We start from the raw sequence: 22,717 nt of genomic DNA on the forward strand, positions 1-22,717 counted from the left end.
CGCGATCGAATGCAATTGGTCTTGATGTACAGGGGAAAGTCATGGTCCGGATATTCAGTCATTACCTGCATAGGCAGACCCTGCTACAGGTCTTTTTCGACTTGGGTTTGATTCTGTTCGCGGTGGTCGCTGTTGTGCTGAGCCAGGGGGATGCGGCATCCTCCGCCATTCCTTTTGTGGCATCGCACGGCCTGTCCTTGGCTGGCTGCATGTTCGTCATCAATTCCGCCAGCGGCTTGTACCAGCATGTGCATAACCGCTCGGTCACCGAGTCCTGTGCGCGAGCCTTGCTGGGCCTGATGTTCGGCCTGCCCCTGGCCTATGCCATCTTCAGCTTCTTGCCCGCCAATTCCAGTCATCGTGACTTGGTGACTTTGGTGGCCATGGCTGCTGTGGCGGCCGTGATGGTGCATCGGGTCTACGCGGCGCACTCCGGAGCGCAATCGCGTCTGCGTACCCGCATCCTGATTTTCGGATCCGGCCAAGCCGCTCGCTCTGTCGGCCAGACCCTCAAGGCTTCGGATCCGCATGCCCAGATCGTCGGCTATCTGCCGGGCCCTAACGAGGAAAGCTCTTGCATTCCCAGCAACGAGATTCTGGAAATGCGCGGCAGCCTCACCGAAACCGCACGTCAGTTGCAGGTCAATGAGATTGTGGTGGCTTTGTCAGAGCGCCGTGGCGGCAGCATGCCCTTGCGCCAATTGCTGGATTGCAAGATTTACGGGATTCGGGTGGTGGATATCGCCACCCATTTCGAAAAGACCCTGGCTCAAATCAAGATCAGCCATGTGAACGCGGGTTGGCTGATTTTCGGCGACGGCTTCAATCAAGGGGTGGTGCGCAGCTCCATCAAACGCGTCTTCGACGTGATCTGTGCGGCAGCGATCTTCGTCGCGGCCTTGCCCATCATGTTGGTCACGGCCGTGTTGATCAAGCTGGAATCCGCTGGTCCGGTGTTCTACCGCCAGGAGCGTGTGGGCTTGAATGGCAAGCCTTTCAATGTCATCAAGTTCCGCAGCATGCGTACCGATGCCGAAAAGGATGGCAAGCCCCGCTGGGCGACGGTCAATGACGACCGCGTCACCCGTGTCGGCCGTTTCATCCGCAAGGTGCGGATTGATGAGTTGCCGCAGCTGATCAATGTGCTGCAGGGCGATATGAGCATGGTGGGCCCACGCCCCGAACGTCAGTATTTTGTGGATGAGCTGGTCAGCAAGATTCCTTATTTTGCGGTCCGCCAGAGCGTCAAGCCCGGTGTTACCGGCTGGGCCCAGGTTCGTTACGAGTACGGTTCCACCGTCGAAGATTCGGTGGAGAAGCTGCAGTACGACCTGTACTACGTCAAGAACCACACCTTGTTTCTTGACCTCTTGATCATGCTTGAGACGGTTGCTGTTGTTCTGACGGGCAAAGGCGCCCGTTAATCCCGGATCCGAATTGGCGTTTGCGCCAATTCTGCGATCTGGCTTGCATGATTCAATCTCGCATGCTCAATGGATTGCTTGACCTCGGACTGATCGGTGATTTGCTGGCGGTGATCGCCTATGCAGGTTTCGCGCTGAGTTTTGGCTCCTGCATTTGGTGGAAGAAAAGTGCGGCCGCCAACCCCGTCTCCTTCGTCTTCATTGCCGCGCTGATCTGCAGCGCCGTCTGGGCTGGTCTGAGCTTGGCCGGGCAACAGTCCCGTTCGCCATTTTGGCTGGATCAATGGGCGATTCCTCTGGCCGACTGGGCTCGCTATTCCCTCTGGTTTCTATTTCTGCTCTTGCTGCTGCAACCTGCGGGTACGCGGCCCGAGCGCGCCAAATCCTTCCAGTTCTTGCCGCTACTCCTGCTGTGCCTGAGCCTGGCCTTGCTGCTCATCATCGGGCGCGGCCTGGACCGTTCATGGTCGAGTGAACTGGTCCGGCCTGCCGCTTTTGCGGCGCTGGCCTTGGCGGTCGTCGGTCTTTTGCTGGTGGAGCAGTTGCTGCGCAATGCCACCGAAGACGCGCGTTGGAACGCCAAACCGGCATGCCTGGGCTTGGGGACCATCTTTGTATTTGATATCTTCGTTTTTTCTCAGGCAGTTTTATTCGGAGAATTTGATGGTGACGCCTTGAGCGTACGAGCAGCGGTGCATGCCTCGGCCGTCCCTTTGCTCTTCGTCGCTTCGCGTCGGCATGTGGATTGGTTGGACAAGCTGCATGTTTCGCGGGCGGCGGTGTTTCATTCCGCCAGTTTGCTGCTGGTGGGGGCATATCTGCTGCTGGTCTCGGCCGTGGGTTACTACGTGCGCTACACGGGCGGGGAATGGGGCAGGGCGCTGCAGCTGGCGCTGGTCTCCTGTGCCTTGCTGGGCCTGGCCTTGCTGGTGTTGTCAGGCTCCTTGCGCTCGCAACTCAAGGTTTATATCGCCAAGAATTTCTTCAATTACCGCTACGACTACCGGGAGGAGTGGTTGCGGTTTACCGCGACGCTTTCTTCCAGCGGGGCACCTCAGGAGGTGGGTGAGACGGTGGTCAAAGCCCTCGCCAACCTGGTTGAAAGCCCTGCGGGCGCTTTGTGGCTGCAGCGCGGACCGGCGGGTGCCATTGTTCAAACGGCCCGGTGGAATTTGCCGCCTCAGACCGCGAGTGAATCCGCGCATTCACCGTTCTGTGAGTTTTTGCGTGAGCGGGCCTGGATCGTGGATCTGGACCAGGCGCGCAAGAGTCTGCCCGAGTACGAAGCGCTGGCGACGCCGAACTGGTTGATGGCGGACGCCAAGTATTGGCTGCTGATCCCCTTGCTGGTTGGGCAGGACCTGATTGGTTTTGTGCTGCTCGGCCGGGCCCGCGCCAATGTTGAGGTGAACTGGGAAGTGCGCGATCTGCTGAAGACGGCCAGCCGCCAGGCCTCCAGCTATCTGGCCCAGATGCAGGCGGCCGAAGCCTTGCTCGAAGCCAAGAAGTTCGACGCCTTCAACCGCATGTCGGCCTTTGTGGTTCATGATTTGAAGAATATCGTGACCCAGTTGTCCTTGATGATGAAAAACGCCAAGCGCTTGCGTGACAACCCTGAGTTCCAACAAGATATGTTGGACACGGTGGAGAACTCGCTGGAGAAGATGCGCCAGCTGATGCTGCAGTTGCGTGAGGGTGACAAGCCCCATGGCGTGGTCAGTGGCGTGGATCTGGAGCAAATTCTCAAACGTCTGGCGCAGTCGGTCGCCGCCAAAGGGCGTAAGCTCGATTTGCAGCTGAGCTCAGGAGTCAGCACTCGCGGGCATGATGAACGGATCGAGCGTGTGCTGGGCCATGTGGTGCAAAACGCATTGGATGCCACGCCGGTGAGCGGAGAAGTGAGAATCGCTCTGGACAAGACCGGCAGCCAGGCCCGTGTGCGGGTGCGGGACGACGGTTGTGGCATGAGTGAGGAATTTGTTCAGAACAAGCTCTTCAAACCCTTTCAGACAACCAAGGAAACCGGCATGGGTATCGGGGCGTACGAAAGCTATCAATATCTACAGGAACTGGGTGGGAAGATCGAAGTTGAAAGCAAGTTGGGGCAAGGTACCTTGGTGACGATTCTGTTGCCGCTGTTCCATGCCTCGTCCACCTCCAGCATGATTGAACCCCTCGCCCAATGAGCTCAGAACGACCCCAGCAACCGCTGCTAATCGTCGAAGATGATTTGGCTCTGCAAAAGCAACTCAAATGGTCGTTGGATCGATTTGATTCGGTGTTGGCTGACGATGTGGCTTCCGCGGTACTGCAGTTCCGGCGCAGCAATCCAGCCGTTGTCACCATGGATTTGGGCCTGCCGCCCGACCGTGATTCCGTTTCCGAGGGCTTCAAATGCCTGGAGAAACTGCTGGAGTTGGATCCCATGGTCAAGGTCATTGTCCTGACAGGCCAGAACGATCAGGAGAACGCCTTGCGTGCGATTCGAATGGGCGCGTATGACTTTCTGGCCAAACCCGTTGAACCCGAAGTCCTGAGCTTGAGTGTTGAGCGCGCCTATCGCCTGTATGAGTTGCAGCAAGAGAACCGGCGTCTGCAAAGCCTGCAGCACGCCGACGTGCTGAGTGGCTTGGTCACACGTGATGCGGGCATGCTGCGGGTCAGCCGCACGATTGAGAAGGTCGCCGGCAGCGACGCCACGGTCTTGCTGCTGGGCGAAAGCGGCACGGGCAAAGAACTGCTTGCGCAAGGCTTGCATGACGCCTCCAAGCGCAAGGGGCGCTTTGTCGCCATCAACTGCGCAGCCATCCCGGAGAATTTGCTTGAGAGTGAATTGTTCGGCTACGAAAAAGGCGCTTTCACCGGAGCGTCCAAAACCACGGTTGGCAAGATTGAAACTGCCAACGGCGGCACCTTGATGTTGGACGAAATTGGCGATTTGCCCATGTCCTTGCAAGCCAAGCTGTTGCGTTTCTTGCAAGAGCGCACCATCGAGCGCGTGGGCGGACGTCAGGAAATTGCCATCGATGTGCGGGTCCTCGGAGCGACCCACCAAAACCTGAAGGCTCAGATTGCCGAAGGCCGTTTTCGCGAGGACCTGTACTATCGCCTGGCTGAAATCGTGGTCGATATTCCTCCGCTGCGAGATCGGGTTGGCGACGCGGTGCTGCTCGCCAATGTCTTTTTGCGGCGCTTTGCCGCGGAACGTCGGCGCGTCGGCATGAGCTTTTCCGAAGACGCGGTGCGTGTGATTGAGGCGTACAACTGGCCGGGTAATGTGCGAGAACTGCAAAACGTCATCAAACGTGCTTCCATCATGGCGGACGGTGATCGGGTTGGTCTTGATGACCTGGATCTACCTGTTGAACTCGGGGCGGAGGGCGAGCCTTCGGACAGTTTGAATTTGCGCGCAGTGCGGGAGCGCGCCGAGCGCGAGGCCTTGGTGACCGCATTGGCCAGAACGAACGGAAATATCGGCAAGGCGGCGGGGCTATTAGGCGTAAGTCGCCCGACGCTCTACGACTTGATGAGTAAATTACAAATCGCTTGATTTAACGCTTGAGAGACAGGGATGACGCGCATGAAAACAAAGAATCGCGCTTTGACACCATTGCTTTTGGCCTTGCCCTTGCTGTTCGCAGCCTGCTCGGGTGATTCGCCCGAAAAGCTGCTGAGTTCGGCCAAGCAGCATATTGCGGAAAAAGATTCCAAAGCCGCCGTCATCCAGTTGAAAAATGTGCTCCAGAAGGCGCCGTCCAATGCGGAGGCGCGTTTTCTGCTCGGTAAATTGCTGCTGGACGGCGGGGATTTCGTGGGCGCCGAGGTCGAGTTGAGCAAAGCCCTGGAGCAGGGGCGGCCGGCCGACGATGTTGTTCCTCTGCTGGCGCAAGCTATGCTGGCCCAGAATAAGTTGGAGCCGTTGGTTGTCAAGTTTTCCGATACCAAACTGGGGGCGCCAATAGCCAACGCGGAGTTGCGGGCAAGCGTGGCTTACGCATTTGCTCAGTTGGGCAAGTCTGAGGAGGCTAGAGCCACCCTCGCCACGGCATTTGAATCGGATGCTAAGAATATATCTGCACAGATACTTAATATAAAGATGCTGATGCATCAACGGAATTTCGAGGAGGTCAGGATTGCAATTGACAAGCTTTTGGAGCAGGTGCCAAAAAATGCCGAAGCATGGCAACTAAAGGGCGATTTTCTATTGGAAAGCAGTGGTGCAACAGAGGCAGCATTGGCAGCCTACCGTGAATCTCTGAAGCAAGCAGACACCAGCGTACTCTCCCATGTTGCCATCATTTGGACTCTGCTAAGCAAAAAAGATAATGCCGAAGCGAAGCAGCAGTTGGAAGCGATGAAGAAGGCCTTGCCAAATCATCCGCAAACCAAATTCTTTATTGGTTTGATGGCGCTTGATGGCGGTGATTTGAAAACAGCACAAGAACAGTCTCAGTTTTTACTGAAAGTAGCTCCAGATAACCTGCGAACGTTACAGTTGGCGGGTGCAGTGGAGTTTCGTAAAGACTCCTGGGCGCAGGCCGAGAATTATTTAACAAAATTTCTCAAAGCAGCGCCTGCCTCAATGCAAGGCCAGAGTCGATTGATGCTGGCTCAAATTTATTTGCGCGGCAGTGAATCGGCCAAGGCGTTGGCAATATTGCAGCCTTTGCTGGACGATAAATCCCAAATACCGGCGGCCTTTTCTTTAGCCGCCGAGGCTGAACTTCAGCGTGGGGAGAGTAAGGCAGCTGAGTCATATTTTGAAAAGGCCGTCAAATTGAATCCGAAGGATTCGCGCAGTCGAACGGCATTGGCATTGGCGCAAGTCGCAAAGGGAGATGAACGCGGTTTCGACGAGTTGCGGACAATCTCTGGTTCTGAAAAAGAAATTACTGCAGATTTGGCCTTGGTGAGCGCTTTGGCTGGGCGCAAGCAGTGGGAAAAGTCTTTGTCTGCAATTGATGTGATTGAAAAGAAGCAGCCTACTCTGCCTACTGCTGACAATTTAAGAGGCCGAGTTGAATTGGGGCGAGGAAATCGTCAAGTCGCAGTCGAAGCGTTTGAACGAGCGCTCAAAAGGGATCCTAAATTTTACCCAGCGGTCGCAAGTCTGGCAAATATCGACTTGGCTGATAAAAAACCCGAGTTGGCGCTCAAGCGATTTCAGGAATTTTTGCAAGCCGATCCTAAAAGCATTCCGGCGCAGTTGAGTGTCATCGAACTGAAGGCCAGAACTGGTAGCGGCGATGCAGACATAATCGAGGCCTTGACTCAGCTGATTAAAAACAATCCAGATGAACTAAAACCTCGCCTTGGTTTGATTCGAAAGCAGTTGGATAGAGGTGAGTTGAAGCCAGCTCTATCTGCTGCACAAGATGGTGTTGCCGCATTGCCGGATCAGGCCGAAATGCTGGCTATATTGGCCCAAGTCGAGCAACTGAATGGCTTGTCAACGCAAGCCGCCGCAACCCTGAATAAATGGGCAAGCTTGCAGCCCAATTCGCCCTTGCCATATACAAAATTGGCCGAACTCTATATTGCGGAAAAAGACCAGGCAGCAGCGGCACAAAGTCTCAGACGTGCCCTCGCTATCAATGAGCAGTTTTTGCCAGCGCAGCGGCTTTCGATTTCATTGGACCTGGCCGCTGGCCGGATTGATGCGGCGCGGCAGACCGTCCGCGTTGTCCAGAAGCAGCATGCAAAGGATTCCCTAGGGTTGATGCTGGAAGGGGAGCTAGAAGAGAGTCAAAAGAATTGGGCTGCTGCTACAGCCGCCTATCGTGCAGCCTACACCAAAACGCCTTCTACGGATCTAGCCATCAAGTTGCATCATGCCTTGCTGGCGAGTCAAAAGAACGCTGAAGCTCAAGCTTTGGCGGCAGGCTTACTCAAGAAATCTCCGAATGATATGGCTTTTACATATTATTTGGGAGATACTGCTTTATCGCAAAAGAATTACGAAGCGGCGGAGGGATTTTACCGGGCTGTCTTGGCGATTCAGCCGAGTAATGCGGCCGCGATGAATAATATAGCTTGGCTATTGAATCGAGCCAAAAATCCGGAAGCTTTACAGTACGCAAAGAAGGCCGTGCAACTTCAGCCTAAACAAGCTGCGTTGCAGGATACTCTCGCGGATATCTACGCCACTCAGGGCAAATTTGACCAAGCGATTGAGGTACAGAAGCGGGCGCTTGAATTGGAGCCGTCAGCACATTTGCATCGCCTGCACTTGGCCAAGTTCTACTTGTCGGCAGGCCGAAAACCGGAAGCGAAAGTCGAGTTGCAAAAGCTTGCTGATCTCGGTAGCGCATTTCCTGCGCAAGACGAGGTTAGAGTACTTCTAGCAAAGTAGGGGTAAAAAGGCACGCATGATAGCGTGATTTTTTGCCGGCGTGGGGCCGTGGGCTTCTTGTTCAAGTATCGGGTTGTAGAGCATGACAAAAATTCGCGGATCAAGCCTGAAGAAAAGGTTTCATCTGGCTTTGCGAAGCCTGTTTGCGCTCATGCCGATAGGGTTTAAATTTTCTTTTTACAGGCGTATGGTTGAATGCGATCCGACCCCGGATAAACGCTTGCAACTAAAAATTGCTGATACCGAAGAAGAGTTGACTGCCTGCTTCAGCTTGTTGCACGATGCCTATGTCTCGAGTGGCTTCATGCAGCCGGATCCTGCTGGTATGCGTGTCACTATCTATCATGCGCTGCCCACAACTACGACCTTGTGTGCGAAGTACGATGGCAAAGTGGTTGGTACTATTTCGATGATTCGTGAGGGCGTTTTTGGATTTCCTTTGCAGTCGGTTTTTAATCTTGAAGCGGTGCGCGCAAAGGGTGGAAATATCGCTGAAATTTCCGCTTTGGCGGTGCATCCTGACTTTAGAAAGACGGGAGGGGCAATTCTGTTTCCGCTGATGAAGTTTATGCATCAGTATTGCACTGAGTACTTTGATACTCGCCATCTTGTTATTGCTGTAAATCCAGAAAAAATAGAGCTGTATGAGGCTTTGTTGTTCTTTGAGCGTTTGCAGCAGAATGTCGTGGATAAATATGATTTCGCGAATGGTGCGCCTGCTGTTGGCGCTACTCTGGATTTGAAGTTTGCGGCTGAAGTTTTCAAGGGCGGCTACAAGGGTCGGCCGATTCGCAAAAGCCTGCATCACTATTTCTTTTGCATGCAGTTGGCAAACATTCAATTGCCGCAGCGTCGTTATTTCACAACTAATGACCCGGTCATGACACCTGCCTTGCTTGATCATTTTTTTAATGTGAAAAGCAATGTATTCAGCCGTTTGGACGATAGAAAGAAGTCTTTGCTCTGGTCAATTTACGATTTAGTTGAATATCGACCCGTCTTGCCGATGCTGGGCGGGACGGCTTCGGAGTCGCATCCCCTGCGTAAGCATCAGCGCTATTCCATTCGTTGCCCGGCGCATATCAGCATTCCGGTCGATGGCAGAGATCGAGATTTTGTCCTGAACGTCATCGAAATGTCGTTGTCTGGCTTTCAGGCGGAGTGCGGCCTGGAGTTACCGTTGGAAACTTGGGGGCAAGCAAGTATTGTTCTTGGTGAGACGGAAACATCGATCGTACGGGCGTCTGCGTTGCGCCGAAAAGACACAAAAGATGGACACTTCTATGGGTTCAAGATTGATGAGCCGGACGCAATTTGGCGATCTTGTGTGACGGCTTTGGAAATGGGGCAAACTCACTCAGATTTGGCGGTTGCGTGAAAAAGGCAATTGTTCTCGTGGTAGTCGCTACGATTGTTGGATTGGCGGGGCAGTGCCATGCAGTCGCGGCCGACTTGAATGTGTTTGCGGAACAGGAAAATGCTCTTCATGATTTGCCCGGGCTTATTCAGCGGGCGAAGAAATCTGTTCTGCTGGTGGGAACTTATGGAGAGACCGATAGTCCACGGTTTTTATTCAGGGGAACGGGATTTGTCGCTGCTACGAACAATTTGATCGTGACCAACGCTCATGTGTTGCCTGATGTTGCTGATATTGGGGCTTCGCGGCGTTTAGTTGTTCAGGTGCCATCGGGTGATGGACGTTGGGCACTGAGAGAGGTCGCCATTTTGCAGCTTGATCGAGAGCGGGACTTGGCGCTGTTGAGGGTTGATGGGGCGGCTTTGCCTCCTCTAGTTTTAGCACTTGATGGCGAGGCACAAGAGGGGACTTCGATTGCCTTCATGGGTTTTCCGATTGGCGGGGCGTTAGGGTTTTCATTTGTTACACACCGCGGCATCGTTTCTTCGATTGCACCGATTGCCTTGCCCCAAGTGGGGGCACAGGTTCTCAGTGAAAAGTCAATTCGGAAGATTAGAGAGGGGAGTTTTAATATTTTGCAGTTGGATGCTACGGCTTACCCTGGCAATAGCGGTGGTCCTGTGTTTGACGTTGTTTCCGGCAAGGTGGTTGGCGTCATCAATATGGTGTTAACCAAAGGGTCAAGGGAATCTGCCCTGACTAGCCCAAGTGGTATTAGCTACGCAATACCAATTGAATTTGTACGTCGATTGATTACCGCGGAGCGCTAGTTACTCAGTTTCTGCAGTCTATGCTGTAATCGCAGCATAGAGGCCAGCTCAAAACGGCGGCCAAGAGCAACGAGATCGCCGCCATCCCCGGAGTTAATCGACGCGCTGCAAGTGCAAGGCGCGACCCTGAGTATCGACGAGGTGGGCTGCCAGCTCGCGGTGGTGGAGGCCATCGAGAAGCTGTTTGACGGCAGCCTTGAGGCACCGCAGGCTCAGGTCGTCGTGTCGGGCGCCGGGGCCGAGAGTTTCGCCATCCTGCGGCACATGAGCCTGAATCTGTTCAAGCAGGAGAGGTTCACCAAGACCTGTATGAACATCAAGCAGCAGAATGCCGTGGAGCACGGAGTACCTTGAAACGGTGCTGGGGCCTTAAGGGGGCAAATAACTGGAGAGGCCTTCATGCAATTGCCCTGCGCTCATCCCAGCCATCTGGGTCAAAACTGTGGTGAGCGTTTTTTTTGATTTTGTAAGCAGGACGCACAATAAAAAAGGCCCCGCAATGCGGGGCCTTTTGGTTTCTTGGGAGCTCCGCTTAGCGAATGGACTTTTGACGACGAGCAAAGCCCAGTGCGGTCAGTGCCAAGCCGACCAAGGCCAAGCTGGCTGGTTCCGGAATCGCATTCAGATTGCTGGTGCTGTTTTGGGCAATGGTCAGCTGATAGCTATGGCCGCTTGTCAGGATAACGTCGGGGGAGTCCAAGACGCCTTGGTCATGGAATTCCTTGGCCGAGCCGTTATTGGCCGTGCTAGTGGAAATGTTGCGATTCCACTGTGCCGGACGCCACACATCTTGACCCGCAAACTGCAGGAACACGCCGGCGGTTTCGTCGAAGACGCTCAGCGTGAACTGATTGGTAGCAGTCGCAGACGCGCTGCCAAAGCCACCGTAGTGTACCGCATCGATAAAGGTGCGGACATAAGCGTCATAGACGCCGAAGAAGTCAGCAGTGATCGTCGAATTTGCGGTAAAGATGGCTTGTGCAGAAATCTCGTTTTGCAGATTGCCGTTTGCGTTCGAGTAGTTGGTTGCCGTGGCAACTTGACCATTGGCACGCGTGAAGCCTGCTGCGCCACCAGAGATTGCACTGCCGGAGATGGAGCTATCGCCCAGGGCGTAGTTCACGCCAGGGACGATGGGGCTGCTGATATGGCTGGAATGATTCTCGGAAAGAACACCACCATAAGCAGCCAGCAGAGCAGCGTTGCCGCAGGCGCCCACACACTGCATCGCAGCGTCGGCGCTGCCGGTTGCGCTGGCAACTGAGTCTGCGCCATTGGCCTGCACGCCATTCAGGACAGCCTTGCTGTTGCTGACGCGGGAGCCGCCGGTGATGGTGATGTCGCTGCTAGACAGGAAGGTGATGTTGCTCGGATCGGTAACATTGCGAACAGCCAAGGTGCTGACGCTGAGTTCGGCCATGGCGATAACGCTGGCTTGGGTGCCGAATGAGGCTGCGGCAAGGGCAGCGACAGCGGCAACAGATGACAGTTTGAGTTTCATGTGCAATCCCCGGTTGAGATAAAGAGGCAGCTGAATCTAAGCAGAAAGGATGCCAGGGCTAAAAATCTTAATTAAATCAATAGCTTGCTGTAATTTCTGCCCGAGTTGGAAGGGGCGATGTAAAAAAACTCGACACTCGATCAACGAACAATTGGTGGTGTAATCCCTGCCTCGGAAAAGAATTTTTGCGACCAAGGCCGGGGCAAATTTTGGGGGTGGCAAATGGTGTCGAGCGACGTTCAGTCTGGGGGCTTGCGGTCTCGGGTGGTGCATAGGCCCGTATCCACGCAGGAAGTCCAGGCATTGATCCGGGATGCGAGATCGAGAAAGATCCCTCTCCATCCCCTGTCGACCGGGCTAAATTGGGGTTACGGGACTGCTGCGGACATCCCCAAGGGCGTCGAGCTTGTCGATCTGAGTGGCATGCGTCGCATTCTCAATGCGAATGAAATTTCACAGAAAAATCCTGTAGCCGTCGTGGAGCCAGGTGTAAGCCAGGGCCAGCTGGCCGAGTTTTTGCGAGTCCATCATCCAGGCTTGATGTTCAATGTGACGGGTTCAGCCCGGGATACAAGCTTGATTGGCAACGCACTCGATCGGGGGGTTGGGTATTTCGGCCCGCGGCGAGAGGACTTGTTTGGTCTGGAGGTGGTCACCGGTGCCGGGGCAATTGTGAGGACCGGTTTTCGTCGGCTGGGTGAGGAGTCGCCGTTGGCACATTGCCACCCTTTTGGTCTAGGTCCAATGTTGGACGGGCTGTTCTTTCAGGCGAATTTTGGCATTGTGACCAGCGCTTGCTTTAAGTTGCTTCCCAGGCCTGCACGGCAAATTGCGGTTTCTATTGCGCTTCGAAATGAGCGAGATTTGCCTCAATTCATTGAGATTCTGGCGGCCCTGAAGAGGGAACGCATCATGGGCACCGTGACCCACATTGGCAATCGGGCCCGGACGCGAGCCAGTCTTATGCATGGCATCGTCAATTATTTGGAGACGCATTGTTCGGTGAGGCCGGCAGATCTGATTCGCGAGGCTGAGGGCGTACTGGAGATAGTTGCTCCAGATCAGTGGACAAGTCTTGGGGGCATTGCCGGGACACGTGCTCAGGTTCGCGCGGCTTTTACCGAAGTGCGCTCCCGCCTGCGCGGAATTGCACGTGTGATGGACATCGATGATGGCAAGCTCAATTTTGGCTACGGCTTATTCAATGCCTTCAAGATCATCCGGTGGGCGAGGGCCAACGCTGCGGCTATCGCAGCCATTAGACCCCTCCACGGCTTGGCTTCGGGAGTGCCGACAGATGTGGCGATTGACAACCTGCTCTGGAAGTTTGGTCGGCCGGACCTCCCGGCGCAAGATCTGGATCAAACAAGATGCGGCATCTTGTTTATCAGTCCTGCGCTGCCCATGGACGGTCATTTTGTCGCAAAGACGGTCGAGGAAATGAGCGCTCGGGCCAAGGATTTTGGCCATCAACTCTTTGTAACCATCAATATTGAGACGGAGAACTCAATGGTGGCGGTTACGAATATCTTGTTTGATCGTTCCGATGTGTCAGCTTGTGCCAATGCAAAAGCTTGTGCAAATGCATTGCATGAATTGATCAGGAGCCGCAAGTTGGAGGTTTACAGGGCGCGTGTAGACATGATGGATAAAATTGTTTCTGCCGACAGCGAGTATTGGCGAACGATCCGTCAACTCAAGGAAGTGCTCGATCCTGACCATATCATTTCGCCGGGGCACTACAACCTTGCTTGAATGACTTTGGGTGCCAGCAAATGGTGATCGTAAGCGTGGTTCTGCATCGCCTGTGTTGCTGAAAAAACAGGCAATATGGGCTGCGTGACTTTTCCCCTTAGCCCCCGGGTTCAGGGGGGGCTGAAGGCGATCTAGGCACTGGATCACGGAAGACTTGTTGTCCTAGCGTATCGGAGACGTTTTTCGCGCCTGCGCCTGTGGTTCAATGGCGCTGCGACGGGTGGCTGCATCGCGGCTCAGGCTTGCCTATTGACGAGAGGAATTGTCTTGGAAACTAAAACAAACTTTCAATTGCGCGGTGTTTTTGCCTGCGTGTTTGCGGTGCTGGTGCTGGGTTTGGCCGCTTGCTCGACGAGTTCAGGGCGTTTGCAGCCCGCTCCGGCAATTGCCTCCAATGACGCTTATAGCTATATCGTGGGACCGGGCGATACCCTGAACGTTATCGCCTGGCGCAATCCCGAGCTTTCCATGGCCGTGCCGGTGCGGCCGGATGGGAAGATTTCGACACCCTTGATCGATGAGTTGGTGGCGCAGGGTAAGAATTCTGTCGAAATTGCCCGAGATATTGAAAAACAGCTGAGCAAATATGTGCGCGATCCGGTTGTGACCGTGATTGTGACCAGCTTTGTCGGGCTATATAGCGAACAAATTCGGGTGGTTGGCGAGGCCTCTAAGCCCCAGGCCCTGCCTTACAAGCAGAAGATGACCGTGCTGGATGTGATGATTGCGGTGGGTGGTTTGACCGACTTTGCTGCAGGCAATGACGCCACCATTGTTCGCTCATCAGATGGCAACAAGCAGTACTCCGTCCGTCTCAAGGACCTGATCAAGCGCGGTGACGTGTCGGCCAATGTCGAGATGCGGCCGGGCGACATTCTGATCATCCCGCAGAGCTTCTTCTGATCCCGCGGATTGCTTTCGCCCAGGGCGTGGCCGTGTGCCGCGCTCGGGCTCCGATTTTCCAGACGCTGCGGCCTGGCTCGCGCTGAACTCGAGAACCTGTCTCAATGGATTTGTTGATCGCTCAATTGCTCTCCATCGCCAAGTCGATGTGGAAGCATCGCTGGACCGGCGTTGCGGTGGCCTGGGTGGCCGGCGCCATTGGTGCGGTGGTCGTGTTGGTCCTGCCGGATCGCTATGAAGCCAGCGCGCGTATCTATGTGGATACGCAGTCCATCCTCAAGCCGCTGATGTCGGGTGTGGCCGTCACGCCCAATGTCGAGCAGCAGGTGATGATGCTCAGCCGTACCTTGATCAGCCGACCCAATGTGGAGAAGTTGGTCCGCATGGCGGACCTGGATCTGAAGAATCAGTCCAAGGCGCAGCAGGAGGCGACGATTGACACCGTCACCAAGAACCTGTCGATCCAGAGCACGGCGCGCGACAACCTCTACACCTTGGCTTACCGGGATACCGATCAGGACAGCGCCAAGCGTGCGGTGCAGGCTTTTGTATCCATCTTTCTGGATTCCAGCGTCGGTTCCAGCCGCAAGGACACGGCGACGGCCACGACCTTCATCAACGAGCAGATCAAGACCTACGAGGCCAAGCTGGAGGAAGCCGAGTCCCGGCTGAAGGAATTCCGCCTGCGCAATATCCAGACCATGTCGGGTGACGGCAAGGATTCCGCTGCCCGCCTGAGCGAGATGAGCACGCAGCTGGACCGCGCCCGCCTGGAGTACCGCGAGGCGGTGAATGCCCGCGACGCGGCCCGCCAGCAACTGGAAGGCGAGCGCTCGCGCGGCGGCAGCACTGGCACGGTGCAAAGCGTTTTGCAGGAATCGGCCACGGCGGTGTCGACACCCGAGATCGATGCCCGCCTGGACGCCCAGAATCGCAATCTCGACTCGCTGCTGCAGCGCTATACCGAGCAGCATCCCGACATCATCAGCACCCGCAAGCTGATCAAGGATCTGGAAGCGCAAAAACGCAAGGAAGTGCAAGAGCTGCGCAAGCAGGCCATGAACGCTCCCACCGTCGGTGGTGTGGGCGGCGGTGGCAGCATGGCCGCGCAGGAGATGGCGCGCTTGCTGGCCAATGCCGAGGTTCAGGTTGCCGGACTGAAGGCCCGGGTTGACGAGTATTCCAGTCGTTATGCCCAGGCCATGGCCGCGGTCAAGACAGCGCCCCAGCTGGAGGCCGAAGGTGCCCAGCTCAACCGCGATTACGCCATCCACAAGAAGAATTACGAAGACCTGGTGTCGCGCCGCGAGTCCGCCAATATCTCCGGCGAGCTGGATGTGGCCTCGGGCGTGGCGGACTTCCGCCTGATTGATCCGCCCCGTGTCTCGCCCAAGCCGGTGGCGCCGAATCGGCTGCTGCTGCTGGCCGGCGTGATGGCGGCTTCGATCTTGCTGGGCCTGTTCGCGGCCTTCGCGGCCAGCCAGTTGCGCCCGGTGTTTCACGATGTCAACGAGCTGCGCGCCAAGGTGGACCTGCCCATTCTGGGCGTTGTCACCCGCTTGGTGAGCGACGGCGACCGCCGCCGCCAGCGTGCGGACATCTTGCGCTTCGCCGCGGCATCGGCGAGTTTTGTGGCCTTGTTTGCGATCGGTCTGGCCGTTATGGCAATCTTGATAAACAGGCAGGTAGGTTGATATGAGTAGCCTGATCGAACAAGCCACCCAGCGCCTGGAGCAATTGCGCCAGGCCGGTGCCAGCATGCCCGAGCTTGCGGGCGCGCATCCCTCGGAAGCGCCGGCCTCAAGCCCGGGCACGCATCCGACACCGGCGCCGGCCCATTTCGGCAACACGCCGCAGCGCGAGGCGGAGGCGCCGCCGAGCCCGCCGCAAAGCCCTGCCCATCATCCGGCCAGCAAGCGGGTGGAACTGGACTTCAGCGCGCTGGCCGCGCAAGGCTTTCTGACGCCCAATGCCGGCCGCTCCCATATTGCCGACCAGTACCGGGTGATCAAGCGCCCCCTGATCAAGAATGCCATGGGCAAGGGCGCGGCCACGCTCAACCACGCCAATCTGATCATGGTGACCAGCGCGCTGCCCGGCGAGGGCAAGAGCTTCACCTCCTTGAATCTGGCCTTGAGCATTGCCGCCGAGATGGACAACACCGTCATGCTGGTCGATGCCGATGTGGCGCGCCCCTCGGTGCTGCGCATGCTGGGCCTGCCGCAGGGCCCGGGCTTGCTGGATGTGCTGGAGGATTCGGTGGACATGGCCAGTGTGATGCTGCGTACCAATATCGACAAGCTGACGCTCCTGCCCAGCGGCACGCCGCACCCCCGTGCCACCGAGTTGCTGGCCAGCGACGCGATGAGCCATCTGCTGGACGATATGGCGAACCGCTATCCCGACCGCATCATCATTTTTGATTCGCCGCCCTTGCTGCTGACCACCGAATCGCGCGTGCTGGCCTCGCATATGGGCCAGATCGTCGTGGTGGTGCAGGCGGAGCGGACGCCGCAAAGCGCGGTGCTGCAGGCCTTGTCGGCCATCGAGTCCTGCCCGCTGAAGATGATGCTGCTGAATCAGTCCAGCAATAACGCCATGGGTGGCTATGGTTATGGATATGGCTACGGCTATGGATATGCGAATGAAGCGCCGAAAAGCTGAGTCCATGCGTCCCCATCTGCTGTGCCTGGCTTTGACGGCGGCGGCTTCGGCCTCGCTGCAGGCGCAAAGCCTGGATCAGGCCGAGGCCTCCGGCCGCCAGGGCTTTCGCTTCACGCCCAGCCTCAATATCAGCCAGACCTGGACGGACAACAACACCCTGAGCTCGACGGCGCGTGACGCCGCCCTGATCACCATGGTGACGCCGGGCATCAGTATCGTCAGCAATACCGGCCGCCTCAAAGGTTCGCTGGACTACTCGCTCAGCGGCGTGCTCTACACCAAGAGCGTCGAGAAGAACCGGAACCAGCAGGCCATGGCGGCGCGCGGCGTGGCCGAGTTGATCGAGAACCTGTTCTACGTCGACGGCAATGCCTCGATCTCCCAGCAGGTGGCCTCGGCCTTTGCGCAGCAGACGCCGGGCAGCAATCTGAGCAATCCCAATCGGACCGAGGTGGCCACCGCCAATCTCTCGCCCTATCTGCGCGGGCGCCTGGGCGGCTTCGCCAGATTCGAATTGCGTGGCAATGCGGCGGAGAGCAATACCAAGGACTCCATCGTTGGCGACAGCAGCAGCCTGAGCGCCAACCTGCGCCTGGACAGCGAGGGCATGGCCAAGCTGGGCTGGTGGGCCAACGCATCCAGCCTCCAATCGCATTACCGGGCCGGGGCAGACAGCAAGCTGTCCACCGCCACTTTTGGCCTCAAGTACCGGCCCGATGTGGACCTGCTGTTCGGCGTCAACGGCGGTCTGGAGCGCAGCGACTATCTGACGGGCCAAATGCAGAACAGCAAGAACTACGGCCTGAGTGCAACTTGGTCGCCTTCGCCCATCACCAATCTGGCCCTGGACTGGCAGCACCATGCTTACGGCAACTCCCATCTGATCAGCTTTGACCATCGCTGGCCGCGGTCCAGCCTGCGGATTTCCGACACCCAGACGGCCTCCACCGGTGGCGGCAGCGCGCCCAGCGGCCAAAACACCAACTACGACCTGCTGTCGGCCCAGTACAGCTCCATCGAGCCCGATCCGGTCAAGCGCGACGCCCTGGTGCGTGAAATCTTGCGCAGCCGCGGCATGAGCCCGGATGCCATCGCCACGGCCAGCTTTCTGACCGGCGGCCCGACCCTGAGCCGCAGCCAGACCCTGTCCTTCACCACCCAGGGCGTGCGCAGCAGCCTGACCGGCTCGGTCACACAGACCTCCACCCAACGCCTGGGCAATAGCATGCCCAGCACCGGCGATCTGAGCCTGACCAGCAAGGTCGTGCAGCGCAGTTACTCGCTGACCGCGACCCACCAGCTGACGCCCATCTCGGGTGTCAGCCTGACGCTGACCCAGTCCGACGGCATGAGCGACCAAGCCGGCCTTGCCAGCACGCTGCGTTCGGCCACGGCCAACTGGACCTGGCGTTTGGGCCCACGCCTCTCGGGGCAGTTGGGGGCCAGGCATTCACGCTTCAGCAGCACCAGCTTCCCTTACCGCGAGTCCGCCGTATTCGCCAACATCCTTCAGCAGTTCTAGCCCATGTACGAGTCTTTTTATGGGCTGAGCAGCAAGCCTTTCCAGCTGAGCCCGGATCCGAATTTTTATTTCGGCAGCAAGCAGCACCGCCGCGCCAAGGCCTATCTGGACTATGGCGTGCTGCGCAACGACGGCTTCATCGTCATCACCGGCGAGATCGGCGCCGGCAAGACCACGCTCTTGCGCGGTCTGCTGGACAGCCTCAACCGCAGCAATGTGGTGATAGGCAATCTGGTCACCACGCAGTTGGATGCCGAGGACACCTTGCGCCTGGTCGGCGCGGCCTTTGGTGTGCGGGTCAAGGACCTGCCCAAGTCCGAGCTGCTGATGAGTCTGGAAGCCTTCTTCGTCAACCAGGCCAGCCAGGGCAAGCGCTGCCTGCTGATCGTCGACGAGGCCCAGAACCTCAGCGCCAAGGCGGTGGAGGAGTTGCGCATGCTGTCGAACTTCCAGTTCGGCAACCAGTCTCTGCTGCAGACCTTTCTGGTCGGCCAGCCCGAGTTTCGCGGCATTCTGCAAAAGCCCGAGATGGAGCAGTTTCGCCAGCGCGTGGCGGCCACCTGCCATATCGGCCCGCTGGACGAGGACGAGACCCAGCGCTATATCGAACACCGCCTGAAATGCGCCGGCAGCACCGGCAAACCCAGCTTCGAGGCCGAGGCCTTCCCGGCCATCTACAAGGCCAGCGGCGGCATCCCGCGCCGCATCAATTCCCTGTGCGACCGCTTGCTGCTGCTGGGTTTTATGTCGGGCAAGACCCATCTGGCTTTGGCCGATGTGGACGAGGCCCTGCTCGATATTGCGCAAGAAGTCGATGCGGGCCGGCCGGCCGCGGTTCAGGACGGGGCCAGCCTCCAACTGGCCGATTTGGATGCGTCGCTGGCGGCCGGGATCGACGGCAGCCGTCTGCGCCTGAGTGCGGCGGATGTGGCGGGACTGAGCGCGCAGTTCGCGGGTTTGGGGCAGGACGCGCAGGAGGATCGCTTGCAACGCTTCGAGAGCAGCCTGATCCGCCTGGAGCGGCTCAATCTGCAGACGCTCAGCTTGTTGCAAAAGCTGGTGGAGTCCGTCAAGGTCGGCTGAACGGGCAGGGCGCCTGTCGTGGCATCGCGGCGCCCCGCCATCTGGCCTCAGGCACAAGCTCTGGGGCCGCAAGAAAAGGAATTCAAGCGCTATGAAGACGAGGGTTCTATGCTGATGGCAACCCGCCCCCAGGTGATACGCAATGCCATGACCATAGACGTGGAAGATTACTTCCAGGTCTCGGCCTTTGCGCCCTATATCGCCCGCAGCGACTGGGATGCCCGCGAATGCCGGGTCGAGCGCAATATCGAGCGCATCCTGGCCCTGCTGGCCGCCAAGCAATGCAAGGCCACCTTCTTCACCCTGGGCTGGATCGCCCAGCGCTACCCGCAGATGCTGCGCGCCATCGTCGAGCAAGGCCATGAATTGGCCAGCCATGGCTGGGGCCACGAGCGCGTCAGCGACCTGACGCCAGCGGCCTTTGCCGAAGATATCGGCCGGGCCAAGAAGCTGCTGGAAGACCTGGGCGGCCAGGCCGTGCTGGGCTATCGCGCACCGAGCTTTTCGATTGGCGAGAACAATCTCTGGGCTTTTGATGTCTTGCTGGAGCAGGGCTACCGCTACAGCTCCAGCGTCTACCCCATTCGGCACGACCATTACGGCATGCCCGACTCGCCGCGCTTCGCCTACCCGGTGCGCCAGGGTCTGCTGGAAGTGCCCGTTACGACGCTGCGGGTGATGAATAAAAACCTGCCCTCCAGCGGCGGCGGCTACTTCCGCCTGCTGCCCTATGCCTTGTCGCGCTGGATGATCCGCCAGGTCAACACCCAGGACCAGCAGTCCGCCGTCTTCTACTTCCACCCCTGGGAGATCGATGCCGGGCAGCCGCGCATCGCGGGCATCGACGCCAAGACGCGTTTCCGCCATTACGTCAATATTCCGCGCACCCATGACCGCATCGCCCAGCTGCTGAGCGACTTCGCCTGGGGCCGTATGGACGAGATCTTTCTTGCCCCATCTGCCGTCGAGCAAAAGGCCCGCGTCGCATGAGTCTTGCTCTGCAGATCCACCGCCTGAAGGCGGGCGACCGAGTCACGGCGCAGCGCTGGGACGCTTTTGTGCTGGCCTGCCCGCAAGCCACCTTCTTCCACCGCGCCGGCTGGCTGCGCATGGTCGAAGAGGTGTTCCGTCACCAGGCCTTCTTCCTCTACGCTGAGCGTGCGGGCGAGATCGTCGGCGTGCTGCCCCTGGGTGAGGTGCGGAGCCGTTTGTTCGGCCATTCCCTGGTGGCCTTGCCCTTTGCCGTTTACGGCGGTGTGGCCGCCAGCGACGAGGCCGCCGCCCAGGCCCTGGAGCAGGAGGCGCAAGCCATCGCCCGCCGCCAGGACGTCGAGCATCTGGAGTTCCGCAATCTGCAGCCCCGCCATGCCGACTGGCCCCGGCAGGACCTCTACGTCACCTTCCGCAAGCAGATCCTGGCCGAGGAAGAGGCCAATATGCTGGCCATCCCGCGCAAGCAAAGAGCCATGGTGCGCAAAGGCATCAAGAACGGTCTGCAAAGCCAGTTGGACAGTCATGTCGACCGCTTCTTCGCGCTCTACGCCGACAACGTCCATCGCCACGGCACACCCGCCATGCCCAAGCGTTATTTCGCCGCCTTGCTGGACGAGTTCGGCGCCGACGCCGAGGTGCTGACCGTCAGCGATGCCCAGGGCAGGGCGCTGAGTTCGGTGCTGAGCTTTTACTTCCGCGACGAGGTGCTGCCCTATTACGCGGGCGACGATGAGTCGGCCCGCGACCTGGCCGCCAATGATTTCAAATACTGGGAGCTGATGCGCCGCGCCTGCGCGCGCGGGCTCAAGGTGTTCGACTACGGCCGCTCCAAGCAGGGCACGGGCTCTTATTCCTTCAAGAAGAATTGGGGCTTCGAGCCCACGCCCCTGCACTACGAGTACTGCCTGTACAAGCGCGAGGCCGTGCCGCAGAACAACCCCTCCAACGCCAAGTACCAGTTGCTGATCAAGACCTGGCGCCGCCTGCCTCTGGGGCTGGTGAACTGGCTGGGTCCGCACATCGTGCGCAATCTGGCTTGAATCGCATGGCGAATATCCTCTACCTCGTGCACCGCCTGCCTTACCCGCCCAATAAGGGCGATAAGGTGCGTTCCTTCCATCTGCTCAAGCATCTGGCCGCCCAGCATCGCGTCTTCCTCGGCACTTTTGTCGACGACGAGGAGGACTGGCAATACCTGGACAAGCTGCGCGGCCTCTGCGCCGAGGTTCATGCCAGCGCGCTGAAGCCGCGCCTGGCCAAGCTCAAGTCCTTGCGCGGCTTGTTGAGCGGCGAGGCCTTGAGCCTGCCTTTCTACCGCGACGCGGGCTTGGCGGCTTGGATCACCCGGCTCGTGGCCACGCAGAAAATCGACGCCGTGATCGTGTTCTCCTCACCCATGGCCCAGTATGTCGAGGGCGTGGAGGGCTTGCGTCAGCTGCCCATGTTGGTCGATTTCGTCGATGTGGATTCCGCCAAATGGCGCGACTACGGCCGTGCCCACGCCTGGCCCCTGTCCTGGCTTTACGGCCGGGAAGGGCGCGAGCTGCTGGCCTTCGAGCGCCGCAGCGCCGAGCGCGCCGCCTGCTCTTTCTTCGTCACCGACAAGGAGGTGCAGCTCTTCCGCGACTTGACGCCCGGCCTGCAGGCGGCCGTCGAGCCCCTGTGCAACGGCGTTGACGCCGAGTTCTTCAGTCCGCGTACGGACTGCGTCAGCCCGTTTGCGGCGGGCCAGATCCCGCTGGTCTTCACCGGCGCCATGGACTACTGGCCCAATGCCGATGCGGTGATCTGGTTTGTCGACCAGGTCTTGCCGCGCCTGCGCGAGCAGTGGCCGACGCTGCACTTCCATATCGTCGGCCGCAGCCCCACGGCCGCGGTGCAGGCCCTGGCGGGCGAGGCGGTCAGCGTCACCGGCACCGTGCCCGATGTGCGCCCCTATCTGCAGCATGCCGCCGCCGTGGTGGCACCGCTGCGCCTGGCGCGCGGCATTCAGAACAAGATTCTGGAGGCCATGGCCATGGGCCGGCCGGTGGTGGCCGCGGGCAGCTGTGTCCAAGCCATTGCCGCCACCGAAGGGCAGGAGCTGCTGGCGGCCGTCGAGGCCGAGGATTATGTGCGTCAGCTGGACGGCCTGCTGCAAGACGCTGCCCAGGCCGCCCGCATCGGCGCGGCCGGCCGTGCCCGCGTGCTGGCCAGCTATAGCTGGGCGGCGCATCTCTCCGGCATTGACCGCCATCTGGCCTCCTTGCTCCCCCAGCCAGAACAGGTGGCGGCATGAGCGCCGCGCAGGGCCGCCCCAAGCAAGCTCGCTCCCGCATGGCGGGACAGGCCGC

Annotated in this window: 17 protein-coding genes; 16 read left to right on the forward strand and 1 reads right to left on the reverse strand. The window is 58.4% G+C overall.

The features are described from left to right. Positions 1–41 precede the first annotated feature (41 nt). From HNP55_RS13225 to HNP55_RS13255, 7 genes are all read left to right on the forward strand, one after another. A complete protein-coding gene (locus HNP55_RS13225) occupies positions 42–1,424 on the forward strand; it encodes a TIGR03013 family XrtA/PEP-CTERM system glycosyltransferase (RefSeq protein ID WP_184300033.1) in 1,383 nt (460 codons plus the stop codon). Between the two features lie 47 nt (positions 1,425–1,471). Then, positions 1,472–3,610 carry an XrtA/PEP-CTERM system histidine kinase PrsK gene (prsK, locus tag HNP55_RS13230; RefSeq protein ID WP_246448395.1) on the forward strand — a complete coding sequence of 713 codons (2,139 nt, stop codon included), beginning with the start codon at positions 1,472–1,474 and terminating at the stop codon, positions 3,608–3,610. Further along, positions 3,607–4,974 carry a PEP-CTERM-box response regulator transcription factor gene (gene prsR, locus HNP55_RS13235; RefSeq protein ID WP_184300035.1) on the forward strand — a complete coding sequence of 456 codons (1,368 nt, stop codon included), beginning with the start codon at positions 3,607–3,609 and terminating at the stop codon, positions 4,972–4,974. Before prsK ends, prsR begins: the two co-directional genes overlap by 4 nt. A 30-nt stretch (positions 4,975–5,004) precedes the next feature. Continuing rightward, complete coding sequence (gene prsT, locus HNP55_RS13240) at positions 5,005–7,776, forward strand: XrtA/PEP-CTERM system TPR-repeat protein PrsT (RefSeq protein ID WP_184300037.1); 2,772 nt, start codon at positions 5,005–5,007, stop codon at positions 7,774–7,776. Between the two features lie 82 nt (positions 7,777–7,858). Then, positions 7,859–9,154 carry a GNAT family N-acetyltransferase gene (locus tag HNP55_RS13245; RefSeq protein ID WP_184300039.1) on the forward strand — a complete coding sequence of 432 codons (1,296 nt, stop codon included), beginning with the start codon at positions 7,859–7,861 and terminating at the stop codon, positions 9,152–9,154. Beyond that, positions 9,151–9,963, forward strand: a complete 813-nt coding sequence (locus HNP55_RS13250; RefSeq protein ID WP_348648702.1) for a serine protease — start codon at positions 9,151–9,153, stop codon at positions 9,961–9,963. Before HNP55_RS13245 ends, HNP55_RS13250 begins: the two co-directional genes overlap by 4 nt. 111 nt (positions 9,964–10,074) lie before the next feature. Further along, positions 10,075–10,317 carry a hypothetical protein gene (locus HNP55_RS13255; protein WP_184300041.1) on the forward strand — a complete coding sequence of 81 codons (243 nt, stop codon included), beginning with the start codon at positions 10,075–10,077 and terminating at the stop codon, positions 10,315–10,317. A 178-nt stretch (positions 10,318–10,495) separates the two neighbouring features. Here HNP55_RS13255 and HNP55_RS13260 read toward each other — a convergent pair whose 3' ends face one another. Next, positions 10,496–11,464 (reverse strand): PEP-CTERM sorting domain-containing protein, encoded by a 969-nt coding sequence (locus tag HNP55_RS13260; protein WP_184300043.1) that lies wholly within the window; start codon positions 11,462–11,464, stop codon positions 10,496–10,498. 222 nt (positions 11,465–11,686) lie between these two features. Between HNP55_RS13260 and HNP55_RS13265 the strand changes: the two genes are divergently transcribed. From HNP55_RS13265 to HNP55_RS13305, 9 genes are all read left to right on the forward strand, one after another. Next, entirely contained in the window at positions 11,687–13,219 is a 1,533-nt protein-coding gene (locus HNP55_RS13265) for an FAD-binding oxidoreductase (RefSeq protein ID WP_246448396.1), read from the forward strand. 312 nt (positions 13,220–13,531) lie between these two features. After that, positions 13,532–14,122, forward strand: coding sequence for an XrtA/PEP-CTERM system exopolysaccharide export protein (locus HNP55_RS13270; RefSeq protein ID WP_348648709.1), 591 nt, complete (start codon positions 13,532–13,534; stop codon positions 14,120–14,122). A gap of 104 nt (positions 14,123–14,226) precedes the next feature. Then, positions 14,227–15,816, forward strand: coding sequence for an XrtA system polysaccharide chain length determinant (locus HNP55_RS13275; RefSeq protein ID WP_184300047.1), 1,590 nt, complete (start codon positions 14,227–14,229; stop codon positions 15,814–15,816). A gap of 1 nt (position 15,817) precedes the next feature. Next, positions 15,818–16,786, forward strand: a complete 969-nt coding sequence (locus HNP55_RS13280; RefSeq protein ID WP_184300049.1) for an XrtA-associated tyrosine autokinase — start codon at positions 15,818–15,820, stop codon at positions 16,784–16,786. A 4-nt stretch (positions 16,787–16,790) separates the two neighbouring features. Beyond that, entirely contained in the window at positions 16,791–18,308 is a 1,518-nt protein-coding gene (locus HNP55_RS13285; RefSeq protein ID WP_184300051.1) for a TIGR03016 family PEP-CTERM system-associated outer membrane protein, read from the forward strand. A 3-nt stretch (positions 18,309–18,311) separates the two neighbouring features. Further along, the gene (locus tag HNP55_RS13290; RefSeq protein WP_184300053.1) at positions 18,312–19,391 is read left to right on the forward strand and encodes an XrtA/PEP-CTERM system-associated ATPase; all 1,080 of its coding nucleotides are present in this window, start codon (positions 18,312–18,314) and stop codon (positions 19,389–19,391) included. A gap of 108 nt (positions 19,392–19,499) precedes the next feature. Then, positions 19,500–20,381 (forward strand): XrtA system polysaccharide deacetylase, encoded by an 882-nt coding sequence (locus HNP55_RS13295; RefSeq protein WP_184300055.1) that lies wholly within the window; start codon positions 19,500–19,502, stop codon positions 20,379–20,381. Further along, positions 20,378–21,424, forward strand: coding sequence for a FemAB family XrtA/PEP-CTERM system-associated protein (locus HNP55_RS13300; RefSeq protein WP_184300057.1), 1,047 nt, complete (start codon positions 20,378–20,380; stop codon positions 21,422–21,424). The genes HNP55_RS13295 and HNP55_RS13300 overlap by 4 nt, the downstream gene beginning before the upstream one ends. A 5-nt stretch (positions 21,425–21,429) precedes the next feature. Further along, positions 21,430–22,662: a TIGR03087 family PEP-CTERM/XrtA system glycosyltransferase gene (locus tag HNP55_RS13305; RefSeq protein WP_184300060.1), complete on the forward strand. Its 1,233-nt coding sequence runs from the start codon at positions 21,430–21,432 to the stop codon at positions 22,660–22,662. Positions 22,663–22,717: the final 55 nt, after the last annotated feature.

This window comes from Roseateles oligotrophus (genome assembly GCF_014204525.1).
GTDB classification, from domain to species: domain Bacteria; phylum Pseudomonadota; class Gammaproteobacteria; order Burkholderiales; family Burkholderiaceae_C; genus Paucibacter_A; species Paucibacter_A oligotrophus_A.

What these genes read in the sequence shown, in the direction of transcription:
- HNP55_RS13285 (WP_184300051.1), top strand. Translation starts at nt 16,791, where the DNA reads ATGCGTCCCCATCTGCTGTGCCTGGCTTTGACGGCGGCGGCTTCGGCC.
- HNP55_RS13305 (WP_184300060.1), top strand. Translation starts at nt 21,430, where the DNA reads ATGGCGAATATCCTCTACCTCGTGCACCGCCTGCCTTACCCGCCCAAT.
- HNP55_RS13290 (WP_184300053.1), top strand. Translation starts at nt 18,312, where the DNA reads ATGTACGAGTCTTTTTATGGGCTGAGCAGCAAGCCTTTCCAGCTGAGC.
- HNP55_RS13265 (WP_246448396.1), top strand. Translation starts at nt 11,687, where the DNA reads ATGGTGTCGAGCGACGTTCAGTCTGGGGGCTTGCGGTCTCGGGTGGTG.
- HNP55_RS13280 (WP_184300049.1), top strand. Translation starts at nt 15,818, where the DNA reads ATGAGTAGCCTGATCGAACAAGCCACCCAGCGCCTGGAGCAATTGCGC.
- HNP55_RS13260 (WP_184300043.1), bottom strand. Translation starts at nt 11,464, where the DNA reads ATGAAACTCAAACTGTCATCTGTTGCCGCTGTCGCTGCCCTTGCCGCA.
- HNP55_RS13225 (WP_184300033.1), top strand. Translation starts at nt 42, where the DNA reads ATGGTCCGGATATTCAGTCATTACCTGCATAGGCAGACCCTGCTACAG.
- prsK (WP_246448395.1), top strand. Translation starts at nt 1,472, where the DNA reads ATGATTCAATCTCGCATGCTCAATGGATTGCTTGACCTCGGACTGATC.
- HNP55_RS13245 (WP_184300039.1), top strand. Translation starts at nt 7,859, where the DNA reads ATGACAAAAATTCGCGGATCAAGCCTGAAGAAAAGGTTTCATCTGGCT.
- HNP55_RS13295 (WP_184300055.1), top strand. Translation starts at nt 19,500, where the DNA reads ATGCTGATGGCAACCCGCCCCCAGGTGATACGCAATGCCATGACCATA.
- prsT (WP_184300037.1), top strand. Translation starts at nt 5,005, where the DNA reads ATGAAAACAAAGAATCGCGCTTTGACACCATTGCTTTTGGCCTTGCCC.
- HNP55_RS13275 (WP_184300047.1), top strand. Translation starts at nt 14,227, where the DNA reads ATGGATTTGTTGATCGCTCAATTGCTCTCCATCGCCAAGTCGATGTGG.
- prsR (WP_184300035.1), top strand. Translation starts at nt 3,607, where the DNA reads ATGAGCTCAGAACGACCCCAGCAACCGCTGCTAATCGTCGAAGATGAT.
- HNP55_RS13300 (WP_184300057.1), top strand. Translation starts at nt 20,378, where the DNA reads ATGAGTCTTGCTCTGCAGATCCACCGCCTGAAGGCGGGCGACCGAGTC.